The organism is Bilophila sp. T19-St14 (genome assembly GCF_059728385.1).
Genome location: NZ_BAAGFT010000001.1, coordinates 36,638 through 53,988, shown reverse-complemented (window position 1 = coordinate 53,988; position 17,351 = coordinate 36,638). Strand labels below are relative to the sequence as shown.

General features: G+C 52.9%; 15 protein-coding genes. 10 read left to right on the top strand and 5 right to left on the bottom strand.

The window, feature by feature from the left end; all coding sequences use genetic code 11:
- Positions 1-114: 114 nt before the first annotated feature.
- Positions 115-1,014, bottom strand: coding sequence for an AraC family transcriptional regulator (locus tag AC6I1V_RS00230; RefSeq protein WP_486854133.1), 900 nt, complete (start codon positions 1,012-1,014; stop codon positions 115-117).
- Positions 1,015-2,399: 1,385 nt separating this feature from the next.
- Between AC6I1V_RS00230 and AC6I1V_RS00225 the strand changes: the two genes are divergently transcribed.
- The 4 genes from AC6I1V_RS00225 to AC6I1V_RS00210 all read left to right on the top strand — a co-directional run bounded on the left by AC6I1V_RS00225 (position 2,400) and on the right by AC6I1V_RS00210 (position 6,024).
- Entirely contained in the window at positions 2,400-3,542 is a 1,143-nt protein-coding gene (locus AC6I1V_RS00225) for an aldo/keto reductase (RefSeq protein WP_486854134.1), read from the top strand.
- Between the two features lie 263 nt (positions 3,543-3,805).
- Positions 3,806-4,498, top strand: a complete 693-nt coding sequence (locus tag AC6I1V_RS00220; RefSeq protein WP_486854135.1) for a hypothetical protein — start codon at positions 3,806-3,808, stop codon at positions 4,496-4,498.
- Between the two features lie 45 nt (positions 4,499-4,543).
- Entirely contained in the window at positions 4,544-5,374 is an 831-nt protein-coding gene (locus tag AC6I1V_RS00215) for a formylglycine-generating enzyme family protein (protein ID WP_486854136.1), read from the top strand.
- 68 nt (positions 5,375-5,442) lie between these two features.
- Positions 5,443-6,024, top strand: a complete 582-nt coding sequence (locus AC6I1V_RS00210; protein ID WP_486854137.1) for a flavodoxin — start codon at positions 5,443-5,445, stop codon at positions 6,022-6,024.
- A gap of 59 nt (positions 6,025-6,083) precedes the next feature.
- Here AC6I1V_RS00210 and AC6I1V_RS00205 read toward each other — a convergent pair whose 3' ends face one another.
- The gene (locus AC6I1V_RS00205; protein WP_486854138.1) at positions 6,084-6,998 is read right to left on the bottom strand and encodes an AraC family transcriptional regulator; all 915 of its coding nucleotides are present in this window, start codon (positions 6,996-6,998) and stop codon (positions 6,084-6,086) included.
- Positions 6,999-7,159: 161 nt separating this feature from the next.
- Complete coding sequence (locus tag AC6I1V_RS00200; protein ID WP_302551733.1) at positions 7,160-8,122, bottom strand: AraC family transcriptional regulator; 963 nt, start codon at positions 8,120-8,122, stop codon at positions 7,160-7,162.
- Positions 8,123-8,506: 384 nt separating this feature from the next.
- On the opposite strand from AC6I1V_RS00200, the gene AC6I1V_RS00195 reads away from it, so the two are divergent.
- The 3 genes from AC6I1V_RS00195 to AC6I1V_RS00185 all read left to right on the top strand — a co-directional run bounded on the left by AC6I1V_RS00195 (position 8,507) and on the right by AC6I1V_RS00185 (position 11,201).
- Positions 8,507-9,703, top strand: a complete 1,197-nt coding sequence (locus AC6I1V_RS00195; RefSeq protein ID WP_486854139.1) for a GDSL-type esterase/lipase family protein — start codon at positions 8,507-8,509, stop codon at positions 9,701-9,703.
- A 45-nt stretch (positions 9,704-9,748) separates the two neighbouring features.
- On the top strand, positions 9,749-10,480 hold the full coding sequence (locus AC6I1V_RS00190; RefSeq protein ID WP_497736708.1) for a flavodoxin family protein: 732 nt from the start codon (positions 9,749-9,751) through the stop codon (positions 10,478-10,480).
- Between the two features lie 313 nt (positions 10,481-10,793).
- Positions 10,794-11,201 carry a putative quinol monooxygenase gene (locus tag AC6I1V_RS00185; RefSeq protein WP_482330626.1) on the top strand — a complete coding sequence of 136 codons (408 nt, stop codon included), beginning with the start codon at positions 10,794-10,796 and terminating at the stop codon, positions 11,199-11,201.
- Between the two features lie 549 nt (positions 11,202-11,750).
- On the opposite strand, the gene AC6I1V_RS00180 is transcribed toward AC6I1V_RS00185, so the two are convergent.
- On the bottom strand, positions 11,751-12,164 hold the full coding sequence (locus AC6I1V_RS00180; protein WP_486854141.1) for an EamA family transporter: 414 nt from the start codon (positions 12,162-12,164) through the stop codon (positions 11,751-11,753).
- An 832-nt stretch (positions 12,165-12,996) separates the two neighbouring features.
- Between AC6I1V_RS00180 and AC6I1V_RS00175 the strand changes: the two genes are divergently transcribed.
- The 3 genes from AC6I1V_RS00175 (at position 12,997) to AC6I1V_RS00165 (ending at position 15,909) form a co-directional block, all read left to right on the top strand.
- Entirely contained in the window at positions 12,997-14,127 is a 1,131-nt protein-coding gene (locus tag AC6I1V_RS00175) for an MBL fold metallo-hydrolase (RefSeq protein ID WP_486854142.1), read from the top strand.
- Positions 14,128-14,178: 51 nt separating this feature from the next.
- Positions 14,179-14,748, top strand: coding sequence for an AraC family transcriptional regulator N-terminal domain-containing protein (locus tag AC6I1V_RS00170; protein ID WP_486854143.1), 570 nt, complete (start codon positions 14,179-14,181; stop codon positions 14,746-14,748).
- A 249-nt stretch (positions 14,749-14,997) separates the two neighbouring features.
- Entirely contained in the window at positions 14,998-15,909 is a 912-nt protein-coding gene (locus AC6I1V_RS00165; protein WP_482330630.1) for an AraC family transcriptional regulator, read from the top strand.
- Positions 15,910-15,979: 70 nt separating this feature from the next.
- On the opposite strand, the gene AC6I1V_RS00160 is transcribed toward AC6I1V_RS00165, so the two are convergent.
- Positions 15,980-16,519: a flavodoxin family protein gene (locus AC6I1V_RS00160; protein WP_486854144.1), complete on the bottom strand. Its 540-nt coding sequence runs from the start codon at positions 16,517-16,519 to the stop codon at positions 15,980-15,982.
- Between the last annotated feature and the right edge of the window lie 832 nt (positions 16,520-17,351).

Sequence of the window (17,351 nt, the reverse complement as noted above, 5' to 3'; positions counted from 1 at the left end):
TTTTCAGTCTATTGGTGAAACAAAACAACCATGTGCTATGACAGAGCCAAAAAGATAAGCGGGAAGCCCGCCAAGTGGTTCTTCCCGCTTATCTTTATGAAATGAGTCAATAGGTTATGAACGTTTTTTAGCTACATCCTTACGGGGAGGAGCTCCGAATTGACGCTTGTACTCTCTATTGAACTGTGAGCCGCTTTCATAACCAACCATAAGCGCCGCAGTACCGGCATCTTTTCCTTCAAGCAACATAAGCCGTTCGGCCTCATAAAGCCTTAGCCGTTTTTGGAATTGAAGAGGGCTGAGGCTGGTTACTTCCTTAAAATGCCGGTTGAATGTTGAGGGAGCCATATTGACATACCGGGCCAATTCTTCCATGCGAATCGGTGACGTGTAATTTTCTCTTAGCCACGAAATAGCTTGGGCGATCTGGTTTGCCTGTGTTCCGCTTGTGTTGAAAAGCCGCAGACATTTCCCCTGACTGCCGCAGAGCAGATAGTAATGGATTTCCCGAATAATCATGGGAGCCAAAACCGGGATTCGTGATGGTGTATCCAACAGCTCAACAAGGCGGGAAAAGGCCTGCAAAAGCTCCTTATTTACCTCATCTACTACGACAGGAGTCACTTCTCCTTCTTGGGCGGCAACTAAGGAAGGGGCTTCCGTAATCAACTGCGTGATAATGCGTCTGTCCAACTTTACGGAGAGCGAAAGGAACGGCGCCTGAGGCGAAGCATTCGTAATATGGAAGACGCCGGGCATATCAATACCGACAGTTACGCAGTGGAGCTCGCCATAATTTGCTTCATGGTCGCCAATCATGGAACGTTTGAACCCTTGGGCGACCAATGCAATCATAGGTGTATAAAAACATCTTATTGCAGAAGTGTTTTCATCATGACGGGTTAAGGCCAAACCTGAAATCGGGGTTTCCAGCCTGGATTGCTCAGGGAGCCATTTTAACAATTTTTCTTTGAGAGAACCGTTTAGTTCATGTAGCTGTGCCGATTCACTCATATTGCTTACTCCATTTAGGTCAAACGGTGATCAATCCACAGGAGCCGTGTCCATACCAAAATAGCTTTTCGTTCTATGTTTAAAATGGTTATAGCATGACTGCGTGGAAACTTGTATGCCTCATTCGCCAGTAAGATTGCCTCATTCGCTCGGCAAGTACATTGAGGGAGCCTCAACCGACCAGACTTCATAGAGTCCCGTCAAAACAATGTCCCCCGGTATCCATGCACTGGACAATAAATACATGGGGGCTGTAAGAAGCCGTTTGCGTCATCTCCGGTTAGCCCCGGCAAAATCCCGTACCGCATTTACCCCGCAAAAGAGCCCTATTGTGAGGCACAGCCCGCTGATAAGCCAGAGGGCATGTGCAGGCTTACCGCCAGAAGAATATCCCTGCCTGTGGCGATACGAATATCTGTCCAAAGCATCAGGTATCCGTAGGCCAGTAGGCAAATGAGGGAAAACAGCTATATTGGCACCAGATTGGCGTATTGAATTTTGGCGGCAAGGTATTGCGCTTCCTTCACCACGCCATCTATGAACCGTGCTTGAGCGGCGGCAGTTTCCTTTTCAGCGGCAACGACCATACCGTCTATGATGGTTCTGGACGCTCCGGTGATTTATAAAGGTTCTGTCATAGTACATGGTCGTTTCATCTCCACAGCACGGTGAACATACAGCCTGTTCTCCAGTTTTCCCCTTGGCGGGCTTCATGGCTGAGGTGTTTTGTTGGTTATTCCCTTGGAACGCCATAGAAAAAGGCATCAACCTTTTTCTATGACACAGCCTTTATAGTACGTTGATACTCCATCGCGGCCAGCAACGGCCAGAGGGCACCGTCCTCCCTGAGATTCAATCTGTTGCCGAACTCACGCAGAAGGGCCGCTTCAAGGGGCTTGACCAAATGCCCGCTTCCGGCACCCATACGGACGTGACGGACAACGCCCCCCAAAAAATGATACTTTTCCCCTCCATTTCAGCAGAGGGCTTTTCCAAGAGTACGGCAATATCCGATAACCTCCACGCCGTTGTACGCGAGGCAAGAGTGGCTGTTTTCGATAACAGCCACTCCTGCCTGCCACCATACGCTGCGACTGACGGGAACGGGAGCAAGTACATGGGCAAACAAAACGAAGCATTATTGGGGATATGTTACGCGGGATACATCATCCGCTGCCCATGAGTCTTCAGATGCATAATGATGAACTTGTATATAACCACACTCTTTGGAAGTATTTTACCTCCAATGACGGCAAAACCTCATGGGGAGCTGTAGCAGACGGCTTGAAAAAAATAGGCAATAAATTTGGAAAATCGTTCATTTCCCCCTCCAGAATTTCTGCCTATATGGAATCCATAACGACACTGATTTCGTGGAGGGAAAAATGAACGCCAAAAAGGATTCCATGACACTCGGACGCCGCCAGTTTCTTGCCGGAGGGCTGGCACTTGGAGCCGCCGCTCTTCTGTCCCATTCCATGAATGGCATGGCCTATGCCGCAGATACAAACGCAGCGCCCGATACCCAAGGGTTACGGCAGGACAAACAAATGGAACATCGGAAGCTCGGCTCGCTGGAGGTTTCCGCCATCGGCCTCGGCTGCCTGCCTATGGTGGGATACTACGGCGGTAACTATGAAAAAAAGGACATGGTCGCCCTGATCCGCCGGGCCTTTGAACGCGGCGTGACGTTCTTCGACACCGCCGAAGTTTACGGCCCCTATACCAGTGAGGAATGGGTTGGGGAAGCCCTTGCCCCCGTCCGCAATCAGGTCAAAATCGCCACCAAGTTTGGCTTTGGCGTTGAGGAAAAACAGCCTACGGCTTTGAACAGCAGACCCGGCCACATCCGCCGGGCGGTGGAAGGCTCCCTGAAGCGTCTGCGTACCGACCATATCGACCTTTTATACCAGCACCGCGTCGATCCGCAGGTTCCGATGGAAGATGTTGCCGGGACGGTGAAAGACCTGATTCAGGAAGGGAAGGTACTGCACTTCGGATTGTCCGAGGCAAGCGCCAACTCCATTCGCAGGGCGCACGCCGTGCAGCCTGTGAGCGCCGTTCAGAGCGAATACTCCCTGTTGTGGCGGGAGCCGGAAACCAAAATTTTTCCCACCCTGCGGGAACTCGGCATCGGCCTTGTGCCGTACTGCCCTCTGGGACGCGGATTCCTTACCGGGGCCATCAATGAAAACAGCCGGTTCACCACGGGGCGGCTTTCCACCCTGCCCCAGTTCACGCCGGAAGCCCTGAAACACAACATGCCTCTGCCGAACCTGATTCGCGAATGGGCTGCGCGCAAAAACTGCACCATGTCCCAGTTCGCCCTCGCATGGCTGCTGGCCCAGGCTCCCTGGATCGCTCCCATACCCGGTACGACAAACCCGGCGCATCTTGATGATTTTCTCGGAGCCACCTCCGTCAGCCTGTCGCCTGCGGAACTGCGTGAATTCGAGTCCGCCTATTCCAAAATCAAGCTCATGGGGCATCGCGCAGATCCATTCACGGAAAGCCAGATCGACAAATAACTATTTCCTCACTGCATTGTCCGATGCCGTAAGAACATTACCGTTTGTATTTCTCTATAGTAAAAAATAGAAATAACAAAAGGCACTTCATATAAAGTGAAGTGCCTTTTGTTATGACGCATATGTTATGCAAGAATCAGGCAACTTTTTGCGAAAATTGTATCTTCATTCGTGCCACCGCCTCATCTATCCTGCAACTCAGGACAGGTATTCCCCATCTTCCACTGTATTCCTTACGCCATAAATGGGAAAGGATAACGAAAATGAGCATACCGACAAAACTCTTGACGGACATCCTCATGGCCGTCCTGTTTCTCCTGCTCATGGCCGACCGCCATACAGGCAACGCCATCCATGAATGGCTAGGCGTCACGCTTGCGGGAGCTTTCCTGCTGCACACATGGCTGAATCGAATCTGGTACAAAACCTTAAGAAGGGGCCGTTATGATTTTTCCCGCGTCGTCAGGCTCATCCTGAATATGCTTCTGCTTCTGGCAATCCTTGGCACATTGGCAAGCTCCGTGCTCATTTCCCGGACAGTATTCCCATTTCCGGGGCTCAGGGGGGAACTCTTTGCCAGAACCCTGCATGTCTTTTGTGCCCACTGGACTTTCCTTCTCGCGGCGGTGCATCTCGGAATCTATGGGAAAAGACTCCAGACGGCGCACGGGCGGCGTGTCCGTTTCACGCTCCCGCACTGGTGCAGTCGGGCGTCACCCGCCCTGTGCGTCGTGCTTGCTGCCTATGGGGCATACGCCTTCCTGTATAGGGAGCTGATTTATCCATTGACCATGAACAGCGCCTTCATGCCGTGGAACGGAAACGAGCATGTACTCTTTTTCCTTCTGGACTACGGTGTAATCTTCTTTCTGTGCGCAGGAGCGGCCCATATGCTTTCTCGCCTGATGCGCAAGAGGAACGCTCCTGTTTTACGCCCGGCAGAGGCTTGGGATTGAATGCCCCATACGAAGCGGACGACACCACAATGCAAGGAGCAATTCATGAAAATACTTACAGCCGCCATCATCTGTCTGGCTCTGGCGCTGTCGGCGGTGCAGACTCAGGCTGCGGATGCATTCGTCCTCATCCGGGGCGGAACCTTCGACATGGGCAGCCCGTTTTCTGAACACCGCCGGGAAAAGGATGAAAGGCGGCACAGCGTCACCCTTAATCCTTTTTATATGGGCGTCCACGAAGTTACCCAGAAGGAATACCGGGAACTCATGGGAAATGATCCCAGCCAGTTCAAGGGCGACGATCTCCCGGTGGAAAACGTCAGTTGGTACGATGCCGTGGCCTACTGCAACGCCAGAAGCGCCGCCGAAGGGCTGGCCCCGGCTTATGTGATAAGCGGAAGCGGGGATGAGCGCAGCGTTGTCTGGAACCGCGACGCGGACGGATACCGTCTCCCCACGGAAGCGGAATGGGAATTTGCCTGCCGTGCGGGAACAACAACTCCGTTTTCCACGGGAGAGAACGTCACTGTCGATCAGGCGAACTATTACGGCACCTATCCCTATGACGGCTATCCCAGCGGACAATACCGTTCGCGGACGGTTCCCGTCGGCAGTTTCGCCCCAAACCGGTGGGGGCTGTACGACATGCACGGCAACGTCTGGGAATGGTGCTGGGACTGGTACGGCCCCTATGCCGACGGCGCGGCCGCCGATCCTACGGGGGCCGCTTCCGGCACCTACCGCGTCAACCGGGGAGGCGGGTGGAACGACTTCGGGCGTCATTTGCGTTCGGCCTACCGCGCCGCATACCCTCCGGCCAATAAGACCTTCAATCTCGGATTCAGGCTTGCCCGCAATGCCCAGCGGCCATCATAGGCCATCTTCTCTTGATGGCTGCCCATCATCCCATCAAAACAATGCACATACCGCCCGGAGGTACGCTTATGCTTCATCCTTTTTCCCGCCGCCATTTTTTGAAAGGAACGGCTCTGGCGCTCGGCGCATTCGCCCTGAACGGCTTTTACGGTACAGCCCACGCCGTTCCGGGAAATGTACTCGTGGCCTACTTTTCGTGGTCGGGCAACACGCGGGGCATCGCGCGGCTGCTCCATCAGAAAATCGGTGGAGAACTTGTTGAAATCGAACCGGTCACGCCGTACTCCGAAGACTACAACACCTGCCTCGAACAAGCCAAGCGCGATCAGGAAAGGGCCGCCCGGCCGGAACTCAAGACACACATCGCCGACATGCCCCGCTATGACGTGGTGTTTCTGGGGTATCCCAACTGGTGGGCCACCATCCCCATGCCTATAGCGTCGTTTTTGGAACAGTATGATTTTTCCGGTAAAACCATTGTGCCCTTCGTCAGCCACGGCGGCGGACGCTTGGGCCAGAGCGTCACCGACATCGCCAAACTGTGCCCTTCCTCCAAAATCATGGAAGCCCTTTCCGTGCGCTACAGCGGCGGCCCCTCGCTGTCAGGCGACATGGATGGATGGCTTGACCGGATCGGCATGAAAGTTTGAACCTGCTGCAATACCTGATGAAAACGAGAGGCCCTGCGCTGTTGCGGGGCCTCTTCACGTTATTGTAGGAACGTCTGGCGCTGGAGTTTGTCCCGATAGGGCGGTTCACCGAAGAGCCTTTTATATTCACGGTTGAACTGCGTATCGCTTTCGTAGCCGACAAGCAGGGAAACGCTGGACGCTTTCCGGTTTTCAAGCACCATCAGGCGCTGGGCCTCGTGCAGCCGCAACTGCTTATGGAACTGCAACGGGCTGAGTCCGGTAATTTCCTTGAAATGCCTATGGAAGGTTGACGACGACATATTCGCCCGGCGCGCCAGCTCATCCACATGGAGCGGTTCCTTATAGTTGTCTTTCAGCCATGAAATGGCCTGGGCTATCATGTTGCTCTGCGTACCCAGCGTATTAAGCTGGCGAAGGCTTTCCCCTTGCGGCCCGGCAAGCAAAAGATAATGGATTTCCCGGATGACCATCGGAGCACGGATGCGAATCTGCTCCGGCTTGTCCAGAAGTTCCACCAGGCGCAAAAAGCATTGCAGCAAATCCGCATCCAGTTCGCCGATGGAAAGCCCGCCGCCCCTTCCGCCTTGCTTTTCAGAAGCGGGAGGCATTTCCATTGCCAGCCGGGAAATGAGCTGGCTGTCCAGATCAAGAATGACCGACAGGAACGGCTTTTCCTCACTGGGGTGAAGGATATAGAACGCGCTCGGCAAATCAACGCCGGTGATGCAGAACTGCCCTTCCTTATAACGGTATTCCCTGTCTCCGATAAGGGCGCATTTGCCCCCTTGGACAATCGCCGCCACGGAGGGCGTGCCGAAACAGTTATCCGCCTTGTTGATCTCCTGACGCCGTGACAGCGTGAGCCCCTTGACGGCGGTGGCCTGTTTCCCCGGAACGGGCAGATGCCGCAGAATACGCCGCTTCAGTTCCCCATTGATCCGCCTCAGTTCATCATCGACGGGATGTATCATGCTGGCCTCCTGAGAGAACGGACGTCGTCCGCCGTTTTGGAAAGCCTATCATCATTTCGCCCTTCGGAAAGCCCCTTGGCAGATTTAGGCAACAAATTGCAAAAAACGTATCAGTTTTCCCTCTCACTCCCGCCGTAGATTCCTTCCATCAACTGCCCGTCTTACCTATCAGGGGCCGAACGGGAAGCATTCCCCACAGTCATGGAGGCCGTGACGGAAAATTTGCGCCGACGGTTGATGTCCCGGTGCGGAGGCTCCCCGAACATGCGTTTATATTCCCGATTGAATTGCGTCACGCTTTCATAGCCTACGGACAACGCCGCATTGGCCGCACGTTCATTCTCCATCAGCATCAGACGCTGCGCTTCGTACAGGCGCAACTGCTTGTGGTACTGCAACGGGCTGAACCCGGTAAGGCTTTTAAAGTGGCGGTGCAGGCTCGATACCGACATGCTGACCTGCCGCGCCAGGGCGTCCATACGCAGGGGGACAGCAATATTCTGCTTCATAAGCGCAATGGCCTGAATGATCTGATTGTTCTGCGAGCCGCGCGTATACAGCCCTTGCAGGGCCCCTCCCTGCGGGCCGATAAGGAGCAGGTAATGCAGTTCCCGCATGACGATCGGCGCACGGATGGCAATCTGCTTCGGCTTGTCCAGAAGTTCAGCAAGCCGCAGCATCGCTTCCAGAAACTCCGGATCCGCATCGGCAACGGATACGCCCTGCCCCTCCACGGATGAGGGCCTTGCCTCCGGTTCCATTTCCATAACCAGATCGCTCAGTATCTGCCTGTCCAGATAAAAGAAAAGGGACAGGAACGGTTTTTCCGGCGTGGGGTCGGCAACGTAAGACGTGCTCGGCATATCCACTCCGGAAACAAGGCATTGGTTTTCGTGGATATGGTATTCCTGCGCGCCTATGATGGAATGTTTGCCGCCTTGGACAATGACCGAAGCCAACGGCTTCTCAAAGCAGCGTTCCGAACTGTTGGCCTCCTCCCTGCGCACCAGCGTCAACCCACTGACGGCGGAGGGGCGGACACCCGGCCCCTCCATATGCCGCAGCAGTATTTCCTTCAGCCTGGCATTGATTTCTTTAACTCTTTCCTGATTGCCGCCAGCCATAGACAGCGCCTCCCGCCTTCTGAAAAAATCTTGCCCACGCATCTGTGGAAGCGCCTCTTTTCTAGCATGGCCCTTCCCTTTTGAACAGGCTTTGACAAAATAAGGCAATTTTTTGGCAAAACAAGCTCTTTCACGAGATGGGCTCAAGGCATACACAGAAAACAGAGGCTGTGCCATAGAAAATGGCTGATGCTTTTTTCCTTGAAGTTCCAAAGGAATAACCGGCAAAATGCCTTGGCTATGGATTCCGCCAAGGGGAAGCTGGAGAAAAAGGCTGTGTTTTCATCGCGCTGTGGAGATGAAACAACCGCATGCCATGACAGAGCCAAAACAGAAACCTGGATGTTCCATCAATCATGCAGCAGCCATGAACAAGGAGGAAACATGGGAAGAGTACGCGTGGCCGCCGTGGCGTGCTGCCTCCTTATTTCGGGGATCGCCGCCTTTGCCGGGGCCGCCGAAGGGACAAAACGCATTCTGGTATTCGGCGACTCCAACACGTTTGGCCATGTTGAGGATGCCCAGGGGACAGTAAGCCGTTTGCCGCTGCATACGGCCTGGCCGGGCAAAATGGCCGAGCTGCTTGGCGCTGGCTATGAGGTGGTGGTTGAGGGGCTGAGCGGCCGCACGACCACTATGGACAGCCCGGAGCGTTCCGGCACCGGCATCATTCCCGGCGCGGGCATGAACGGAGCCGCATACCTCCCGGCGGCGCTTTCTTCGCACATGCCGTTGGACATGGTCATCATCATGCTGGGGACGAACGACCTCCGCAAGGACAGAAACCGCAATGCCTCGGATATTGCATCAGGCATCATGCGGCTCGTATCCATCGTCAAAAAAGGCGAATGGCAGCAGCGCACGCCTTTTCCCATCCCCCAAGTGCTGGTCATCTGCCCTCCAAAGCTGGATCTTCAACGAAGCCCCTATAAAGACGCTTTCAAAGGGGCCCTCGCCAAAAGCGAAGCCCTCCCCGGAATCCTTCGTCCGTTAGTGGAATCTTCCGAAGCGCTCTTCTTTGACGCGGCGACGGTGGTGCCCTTTGCACAGGGAGCGGACGAAATACACCTTACGGCGGAAAATCACGCGGCGTTGGCCCAAGCCGTAACCAGGGAAGTCAGGAAGGCATTCGGCGATCCCAACAAAAACACCGCAACAGACAAGGAGAAAGTTATGAACGACATCACGGAAGTGTTCCCGCGCGGCGAGGCGAATACGGCGTATGCCCGGTACTTCGTGGGCAACAGCTATCTGAACATGCTTTCCACCGAGGGGGTGGCCATCGGCAACGTAACTTTTGAGCCGGGATGCCGGAACAACTGGCACATCCACCACGCCGCCAAAGGCGGAGGGCAGATACTGCTCTGCACCGCCGGGCGCGGCTGGTATCAGGAATGGGGCAAGCCCGCCCGCGAACTGCGTCCCGGCGACGTGGTGAACATCCCCGCCGGGGCCAAGCACTGGCACGGCGCGGCCAAAGACAGTTGGTTCGTCCATCTCGCCGTGGAAGTTCCGGGGGAAAACGCCCGTAACGAGTGGCTCGAACCCGTCAGCGAAACGGACTATGACCGGCTCCCCTGAACCTGCCCCTGCCCGGCACTCCATAGGGGCACAAGGACTATTGCTATGGACAGCACGAAAGAAACCCCGCCGGCCCCATCCCTGCACGGACGGGGATCCCCGAAGTTTTCTGGAAAAAACGCCGCAGGGGGCATGACGCGCCGCCATCTGCTGAAAGTGGTTGGGGGAACGCTCGCCTTCAGCCTCCTGCCCCCATCCGCTTCTTCCGCCGATGTCCTGACGGACAATGGAGAAAATCCCATGAAAATCGTTGTTCTCACCGGCAGCCCCCACCGTCAGGGGACATCCGCTCTGCTGGCTGATGAATTCATCGCCGGAGCGGTTTCCAAAGGGCACGCTATCGTCCGCTTTGATACGGCCTTTGAAAAAGTCGGCCCCTGCCGGGCCTGCTATTACTGCGACAGGCATGACGGGGAATGTATCCAAAAAGACGCCATGCGGAAGATTTTGCCGGAAATCCTGTCGGCGGACATGATCGTGCTGGTCACGCCGCTGTATTACTTCAATATGACCGCCCAACTGAAAACCGTTCTGGATCGCCTGATGCCGCAGCGCGCGGCCCTGCGGAAGCACCCCATGAAATCCGCGATGCTCGTCACCTGCGGCAGCAACACGGACTGGAACATGGACGCCATCATGGCCCACTACGAAGTCCTTCAGCAATATCTCCCCTGGGAGGATCAGGGCGTGGTGCTCGCCAAAAACGTCTTTGCCCGCAAGGACATTGAAGGCACGGACTATCCTCCGGCTGCGAAGGCTCTGGGCGAACGTCTGTAGCCCGCCAACATCACGGCAAGGAGGAACACCATTCCCACCGGGAACGCCCTCCCTGAGCACGGCCAGAAAGGGCGGCTGGTTTCCGAATTTGCCGACCCCGCCGTACGGATCATAACCCTGTAGAATGAAACATATTGCTCCTTCCTCAAGGAAAACGATCCGGGCACGGTGGGAGTGGGCGGCGTCCTGCCTTCCGAAAGGCGGCGGATGCCCTCCGAATGAGTCGGCGCCGCCTGCGAAGGGTGCCCGCCTTCAACATGCTGAAGAATCAAAACAGCGCGGGAGGACATCCCCGCACAAAAAGGATAACCTGATGCTTCTACGCCATCTCATGTATTCCACTGCATTGGCGGCCCTCTTTGCGTTCACTGGATTGGGAACGGCCCATGCCGCCGATACGACATCCGTCCGCATAGCCCACCTGCAAATCAAGCCTGAATTTCTAGAAGCGTTCACTGCCGCCGTAAAGGAGGAAATGGAGGCGGCCCTGCGTGTGGAACCCGGCGTATTGGCCATCTATGCCGTGGCGGACAAAAACGATCCAACCAAGCTGACGTTCATTGAAATGTACGCGGACGAGGACGCCTATCAGGTTCACCGTGATACGCCCCATTTCCAGAAATACTTCCATACCACCAAGAATATGATTGCGGAGCGCGTACTGCTGGAAGCCGTACCCGTCGAACTGCGCGACAAGCACAATACGCCCGCCGCCGACTAGCGGCTCCCGCCCCATCCCCTCCGTACAGAGAAGGTTCACAGATGGACGGGATGGGGTCTTCCGTTGATACGATGGCAATGAGACATTCACGTTTCCAATGAAACGTGTATCCAATTGGCTTTGTTCTAGAAAAGGGTTTATTTTATAATATATTGAAATAAATATATATTTTGATATTTGAAGTTATATTTCCTACTAAAATCAACCGCCCAAACCATATAGAAACCCTCTCTTAAAACATAGCCATTCAATTATCTGAAATTCAAAACAATTTTTTAGAGAGTCATCAAAATGGTGAATGTCTCCCACGATACCGATGGGGTTCCTTACGGCATCTATCCTGCCATCTCCATTCCCGTTGCTTGCGGCCCGTGAATATATTACCGCCATGCGGAAGACTCTATTGGCATCCCAGCCCTATTTAATTGATCTGGAGGCACTTGCTGTTCTTCCTACAAGCGGTGTCTTGCAATATACAATATACTAAAACTTCAAGCATACTATTGAAATCTGAAATCCGCTTCACTGAATCATCCGGCAACAGGCAACCTATAGGGCTATGATGAGCGTACCGACGGCGATGAATGCCCCACCAAGGGCTACTTTCAGCGTGAGCTGTTCATGCAGAAAAACAATCGCCATGATGATGGTAAAGATGATGCTCGTTTTGTCGATAGGAGCCACTTTTGAAACATCGCCTAGTTGCAGCGCCTTGAAATAGCAGAGCCATGATGCGCCTGTGGCAAGCCCGGAAAGCACAAGAAAAACCCACGTCCTTATACTTATTTCTGTCAGGTCTACCTTGACTTCGGTGATGCAGACCATGCCGCAGGCCATAAAGAAAACCACCAGCGTGCGTATGGCGGTGGCGAGATTGGAATCCACGCCTTCAATGCCCACTTTGGCAAGGATGGACGTGAGCGCCGCAAAAACAGCGGACAGAAGCGCAAGAATGAGCCACATCTTTTTTGTATCCTTTTGCATGATAATACCGCAAAGAGGCCGGGAATACCCCGTCCTGTCCGATGGGTTGAATGCCGTCAATGGGCTGGCGCATGACGCGGGCGGTTCAGGCTTGCCCTGACAGTTTTTTCCGTTTTGAAGTCCTTGCCTGTCTAATAAATGAAGCCGTCCGCCTCTTTCCTCCCATAATTTTTTTCCGTCAAGAAGTCTTTGCATGGGAGACATTCACCTTTTCGATGATCTTCCAAGGCTCTGTGTCATGGCATGTGGTTGTTTCATCTCCACAGCACGGTGAAAAGACGGCCTTTTTCTCCAGTTTTCCCCTTGGCGGGCTTCATGGATGAGGCATTTTGTTGGTTATTCCCTTGGAATTTCAAGAAAGAAAGCGCCAACCATTTTTTAGGGCGTGTCGTCGTGTTAAATGTAACTATCTTCAATTATTGAAACCAATCTTTTTATGAATGGCTGTGTCATAGAAAACGGTTGATGCTTTTTTCCTTGAAATTCCAAAGGAATAACCAATAAAATCCCCCAATCACAGAGCCCACCAGCGGAAAATCTGAAAAAAACATATATTTTCAGTATATTACTGAAACAAAAACATCCATGTACTATGACAGAGCCTTATGAATTAAAAGCAATTAAATAATTTCAATAAATTATATTAAATTGACAACACGGCCTAGGATACAGCCAAAGGGAAACCCAATATCGACAGCCGGAGGCCCCTCACTGAGAGAATCAGGCAATAAAAAGCAAAAAACGTATCTACCATACGTTTCTTTTTCCGCTTATTGTCCGAAAAAATCTATCGGATGGAGAAGGCCCGCCCATGAATCGAAGAACATTTCTCAAGGCTCTGACTGCGGCCGCATTGCTCGGAGGATGCGCTGCCGGAGGGACATGGGCCTTTCTCCGGCAGGTGAAGTTCGGCGCGCTCCCGGCAGGCGAAGCGCTGCAACGTATTCTGGCCTCGCCCCACTATGCGGATGGAACCTTCCACAACATGGTTCCCAGAGCGATTTTAAGCGACGACAGCAGTTTCATCCTCGCGCTTCTCCGCTCCCTTGTCGCCAAAAGGGTCAACCCCGTTCCTCCCGAACCTGTTCCCTCACAATACACCCCCCTTCGCGCACTGGAACGCACGCAGGATACTGTTCTGTGGCTTGGGCATTCCTCCTTTTTCATCCAGCTCGGCGGCCGCCGCATACTCATTGACCCGGTATTCAGCCCCTATGCCGCGCCGGTATCCTTCAGCACACAAGCCTTTGCCGGAGCCACCCCGTACTCCGTTCATGACATGCCGGATATCGACTGCCTGCTGATTTCGCATGACCACTGGGATCATCTGGACTACCCCACCGTTATGGGGCTCAAGCCCAAAATCAGGAATATTCTCTGCGGGCTTGGCGTTGGCGCGCATTTCCGGCGCTGGGGGTTTCCCAACAGCCTCATCCATGAGGCGGACTGGGGCGACACGCTGCCCCTGGACGCGGCGGTACGTATCCATGTGACCACCGCAAGCCATTATTCAGGGCGTTCCCTGACCCGCAATAAAACCTTGTGGGCCGGATTTCTGCTGGAATCGGCCTCAAGAAAGATCTTTTTCAGCGGCGACAGCGGATACGGGCCGCATTTCGCTGAATTGGGAAAACGCTTCGGCGGCGTTGACCTCGCCCTTCTGGACTGCGGCCAGTATAACGAACGCTGGCGCCATATCCATATGACGCCGGAAGAAACGGCTCAGGCGGCGGAAGACCTTGGGGCCCTACACCTGCTCCCCGCGCATGTCGGCAAATTCGCGCTGGCCTACCATCCGTGGGACGAACCATTCAAGCGGATTGCCGCCGCCAGCCAGGGCAAAGCCTTTCATCTGATTACCCCTGTTATAGGGGAAGCCGTGAACATGACAGGCCGTATCCCTGATTTCCCCTATTGGTGGGAACAGCTCAATACGGACTGATGATCCCATAGCCGTTTTACGGCGTAAAAGGCATTGTTCATGAATGCGTGTATGAATAACAAAATAAAAGAGATATTGCTGCATAAAATATCCGCCTCAGGAAAATATATTACACCAATACCGGGATTGACGCTGTTATGCGGCAAAAAAGGAATAAAATCACTCAGTGCGAACAATATACTTTCTATTGTCCTTGTTATTCAGGGAAACGGCTTTGCCATATGCAAAGATAAAAGCATCATATATCATGAAAATGATTATTTCTTTGCAATTCCGCAGGCAGCGGGCAAGCATTGCTGCATAACAAGCTGCAAATCAAAATATTTTTTGGCACTTTCTCTCAAAATAAGCAGGCATGTCCTCTCGCTTTTGGGCACGGGAAGTTCCCATGTATGCCTTCAACATTCAGGGACGAGCGACGACGCTTACGAGGAAGACATCAAGATTGATCTGTTCAACTGTTTTCAGCGCCTTATAATGCTTATGGATAAACCGGAGCAAATTGATGTCCGTGCTCCGATAATTATCTGTGAAATCCATTATCTGGTTTTGATAAGCAGAAAGTGGAGAGAGCGCGAACCATCAGCACCTGATGATTTGAGTGATGCCCATACGTGCTGATGTACCCCGGAGCAATGGGGCAGTTACATTGATGGGATGCCAGCCCTCCCCGTTTTTTGCTTCATCAGCTCTTTACCATTCTTGACAAAGTGAACCGGCATGATATTTTGCTTAACTATAAAAGCAGTAATATGCCTTACTTTTAATCACAACGAATCTATTATTTTCTTTTACAGCATTTACTCCATATCAACACTGAACCCCACCTGCTTCTTTTCCACCATGCCATCCAAACCGAGGTGAAGGAACATGTCTGACCATTTACAACGGATAGCCCAACTGAATGACGAACTCAAGCAAAAGCTCTTGCGGTACATGGAAACTCCCTGCATCTACCCCACAGCCATCGAAGGGTTTAACCTTGTTCGCCGTGAAGATGCCGGAATGTCCGAAAAGTGCTTTGAAAAGCCGCTGGTAGGGCTTGTCATACAGGGCACCAAACACTCTCTCATGGGTGGGCAGGAGTACGTCTATACGGAAAACCAGAGCGTCGTAGCCGGTGTGGACATGCCCATATCCTCCTATGTCATAAACCCGACGCACGAAAAGCCTTTTCTTTTTCTTTACCTCTATCTCGACAAACAACTGCTTTCATCGTTGGCGCTGGATATGAAGCAGAGCTTCACTGAGGATATGGAGACGAACACAAGCATTTCGGTTGCCGATACCGATACGGATATTTTAGAAATGTTCCTCCGTCTTCTTGAACTTCATGAAAAGCCCGAACAAATACCGCTTCGCGCCCCCATGATGCTTCGCGAACTGCATTATCTTCTGCTCATAAGCCCACATGGAAAAATCCTGCGGCAACTGAATACGCCAGGCACACAGAACAACCAGGTTGTTCAGGCGATCAACTGGATACGGGAGAACTATAAAATCCCCATGCGGGTGGAGTCGCTGGCCCGGCAGGTCAATATGTCTACGGCGAACCTGCACCGCCATTTCAAGCTGCTTACCGGGCTCAGCCCGTTGCAGTATCAGAAGCAGCTGCGCCTCCATGAGGCCCAGCGCCTTATGCTGGTGGAAAACGAAAGGGCTTCCAGCGCCGCTTTAAGCGTTGGATATGAAAGCATAACCCAGTTCAACAGGGAATATAAGCGGGTATTCGGCGAACCGCCTCTCAGAGATATGAATCGTCGCCGCTCCCTTGAGGCGTAAGGGGCCGTGTCTGAAATAATGTGCGGAAATGCGTATGGCCCCCTCTGACAGGGGCCATACATCATAAAAATCACGCCCCCAAATGCCTCCCCATTTCCCTGGCTCGATCCGGAAAGTCCGTCTTCTCCACATCCGAGCGGCAGCCGCATCCCGTCGCCAGCAGCATCCCGGCGTCATGCCAGTTCATATACCGCACAATGGTGCGGTAATGCCCAACAAGGTCACGCATAGTCCAGTCGTTGTCATCATAGGCGGCGGCAAGGAGAAGCGTCCGCTTTCCCCGCCCCCGCAACGCCGCGTTCCGCGCATAAAAACGGTCTACAACGCTTTTCAACTGCGCAGACATTCCAAAATAGTAGAGCGGTGTCACGAAAACGACCATTTCCGCCTGCTCCAGGACAGGAAGCAGTTCCTGCATCCCATCGTCATGGATACAGCGCCCCTTTGCCCTGCAATGCTCACAGGCCAGACAGGGGGATATTTTTTCTTTTGCCGCATCAAAACGAAAAATGTCGTGTCCCGCCTCCCTCGCCCCTTCGATAAAAGCATCGGCCAGGGCAGCCGTTGTTCCGTTCCTGTGCGGGCTTCCGGTAATGACGACTATATGCACGTCAGGCTCCTTTTATACATCTTTTAGTTGGTTCCGTTATCGCCATATAGTGAGAACGCCCATCAAGGGCGTTCCTATTTTTTTCAGGTTCACTCGTTTCACTTCATCTGTTCGCAGAAAAGCTTTTCCAGTTGGCTCTGTCATAGCGTGTGGTTGTTTCATCTCCACAGCACGGTGAAAAGACAGCCTTTTTCTCCAGTTTTCCCCTTGGCTGAATCCATAGCTGAGGCGTTTTTCTGGTTATTCCTTTGGAATTTCAAGGAAAAAAGCATCAACCATTTTCTGGGACACAACCTTCCAGTTTATCAAGATGCGGGTACTCCTGCCTGTCTTAGAGATCCACATGAGATGTTCCGGTGTTTGTGGGCTGCAACATCTTCATCCCGCTCTCATAGAAAGCCATGCGATGTTCCGGGTATGATGTTCAGGGCCTTGGGCCCGGCGGCCAGATCATAGGCATCTTCGCTGAAGCATCGGGATGCGGCCCCTTCCCCGGCAATGGACAAGAGCAGACTATGGGGTCACATAAATGAAAAATAAACATATTTTTACAAATGGTTATACGCTTTTTCGAGCTATGCCGCCTTTTTCTTCAATCCTCTTCAAGCATGGGAAAATTCAGCATAGTGCGAACAACACCCTAGGCCGTCTCGTCAATCAGATATAATCTATTGAAAACATTTAACTATTTTTCAAGTCACAAAAATATTGTTTAAATAATTTCAAATAATTATATGTAAAATAACGACACAGCCTAGGAGGTGCGATCTTCATCTGGATAAAAGGGCAGAAGTCCATCAATGGCCTGCTGCCGGTGAAAGGCGGGCCGACG

Bases quoted from the DNA above. Each gene is read 5' to 3' on its own strand.
- AC6I1V_RS00230 (WP_486854133.1), bottom strand. From the start codon at position 1,014: ATGAGTGAATCGGCACAGCTACATGAACTAAACGGTTCTCTCAAAGAA.
- AC6I1V_RS00225 (WP_486854134.1), top strand. From the start codon at position 2,400: ATGAACGCCAAAAAGGATTCCATGACACTCGGACGCCGCCAGTTTCTT.
- AC6I1V_RS00220 (WP_486854135.1), top strand. From the start codon at position 3,806: ATGAGCATACCGACAAAACTCTTGACGGACATCCTCATGGCCGTCCTG.
- AC6I1V_RS00215 (WP_486854136.1), top strand. From the start codon at position 4,544: ATGAAAATACTTACAGCCGCCATCATCTGTCTGGCTCTGGCGCTGTCG.
- AC6I1V_RS00210 (WP_486854137.1), top strand. From the start codon at position 5,443: ATGCTTCATCCTTTTTCCCGCCGCCATTTTTTGAAAGGAACGGCTCTG.
- AC6I1V_RS00205 (WP_486854138.1), bottom strand. From the start codon at position 6,998: ATGATACATCCCGTCGATGATGAACTGAGGCGGATCAATGGGGAACTG.
- AC6I1V_RS00200 (WP_302551733.1), bottom strand. From the start codon at position 8,122: ATGGCTGGCGGCAATCAGGAAAGAGTTAAAGAAATCAATGCCAGGCTG.
- AC6I1V_RS00195 (WP_486854139.1), top strand. From the start codon at position 8,507: ATGGGAAGAGTACGCGTGGCCGCCGTGGCGTGCTGCCTCCTTATTTCG.
- AC6I1V_RS00190 (WP_497736708.1), top strand. From the start codon at position 9,749: ATGGACAGCACGAAAGAAACCCCGCCGGCCCCATCCCTGCACGGACGG.
- AC6I1V_RS00185 (WP_482330626.1), top strand. From the start codon at position 10,794: ATGCTTCTACGCCATCTCATGTATTCCACTGCATTGGCGGCCCTCTTT.
- AC6I1V_RS00180 (WP_486854141.1), bottom strand. From the start codon at position 12,164: ATGTGGCTCATTCTTGCGCTTCTGTCCGCTGTTTTTGCGGCGCTCACG.
- AC6I1V_RS00175 (WP_486854142.1), top strand. From the start codon at position 12,997: ATGAATCGAAGAACATTTCTCAAGGCTCTGACTGCGGCCGCATTGCTC.
- AC6I1V_RS00170 (WP_486854143.1), top strand. From the start codon at position 14,179: ATGAATAACAAAATAAAAGAGATATTGCTGCATAAAATATCCGCCTCA.
- AC6I1V_RS00165 (WP_482330630.1), top strand. From the start codon at position 14,998: ATGTCTGACCATTTACAACGGATAGCCCAACTGAATGACGAACTCAAG.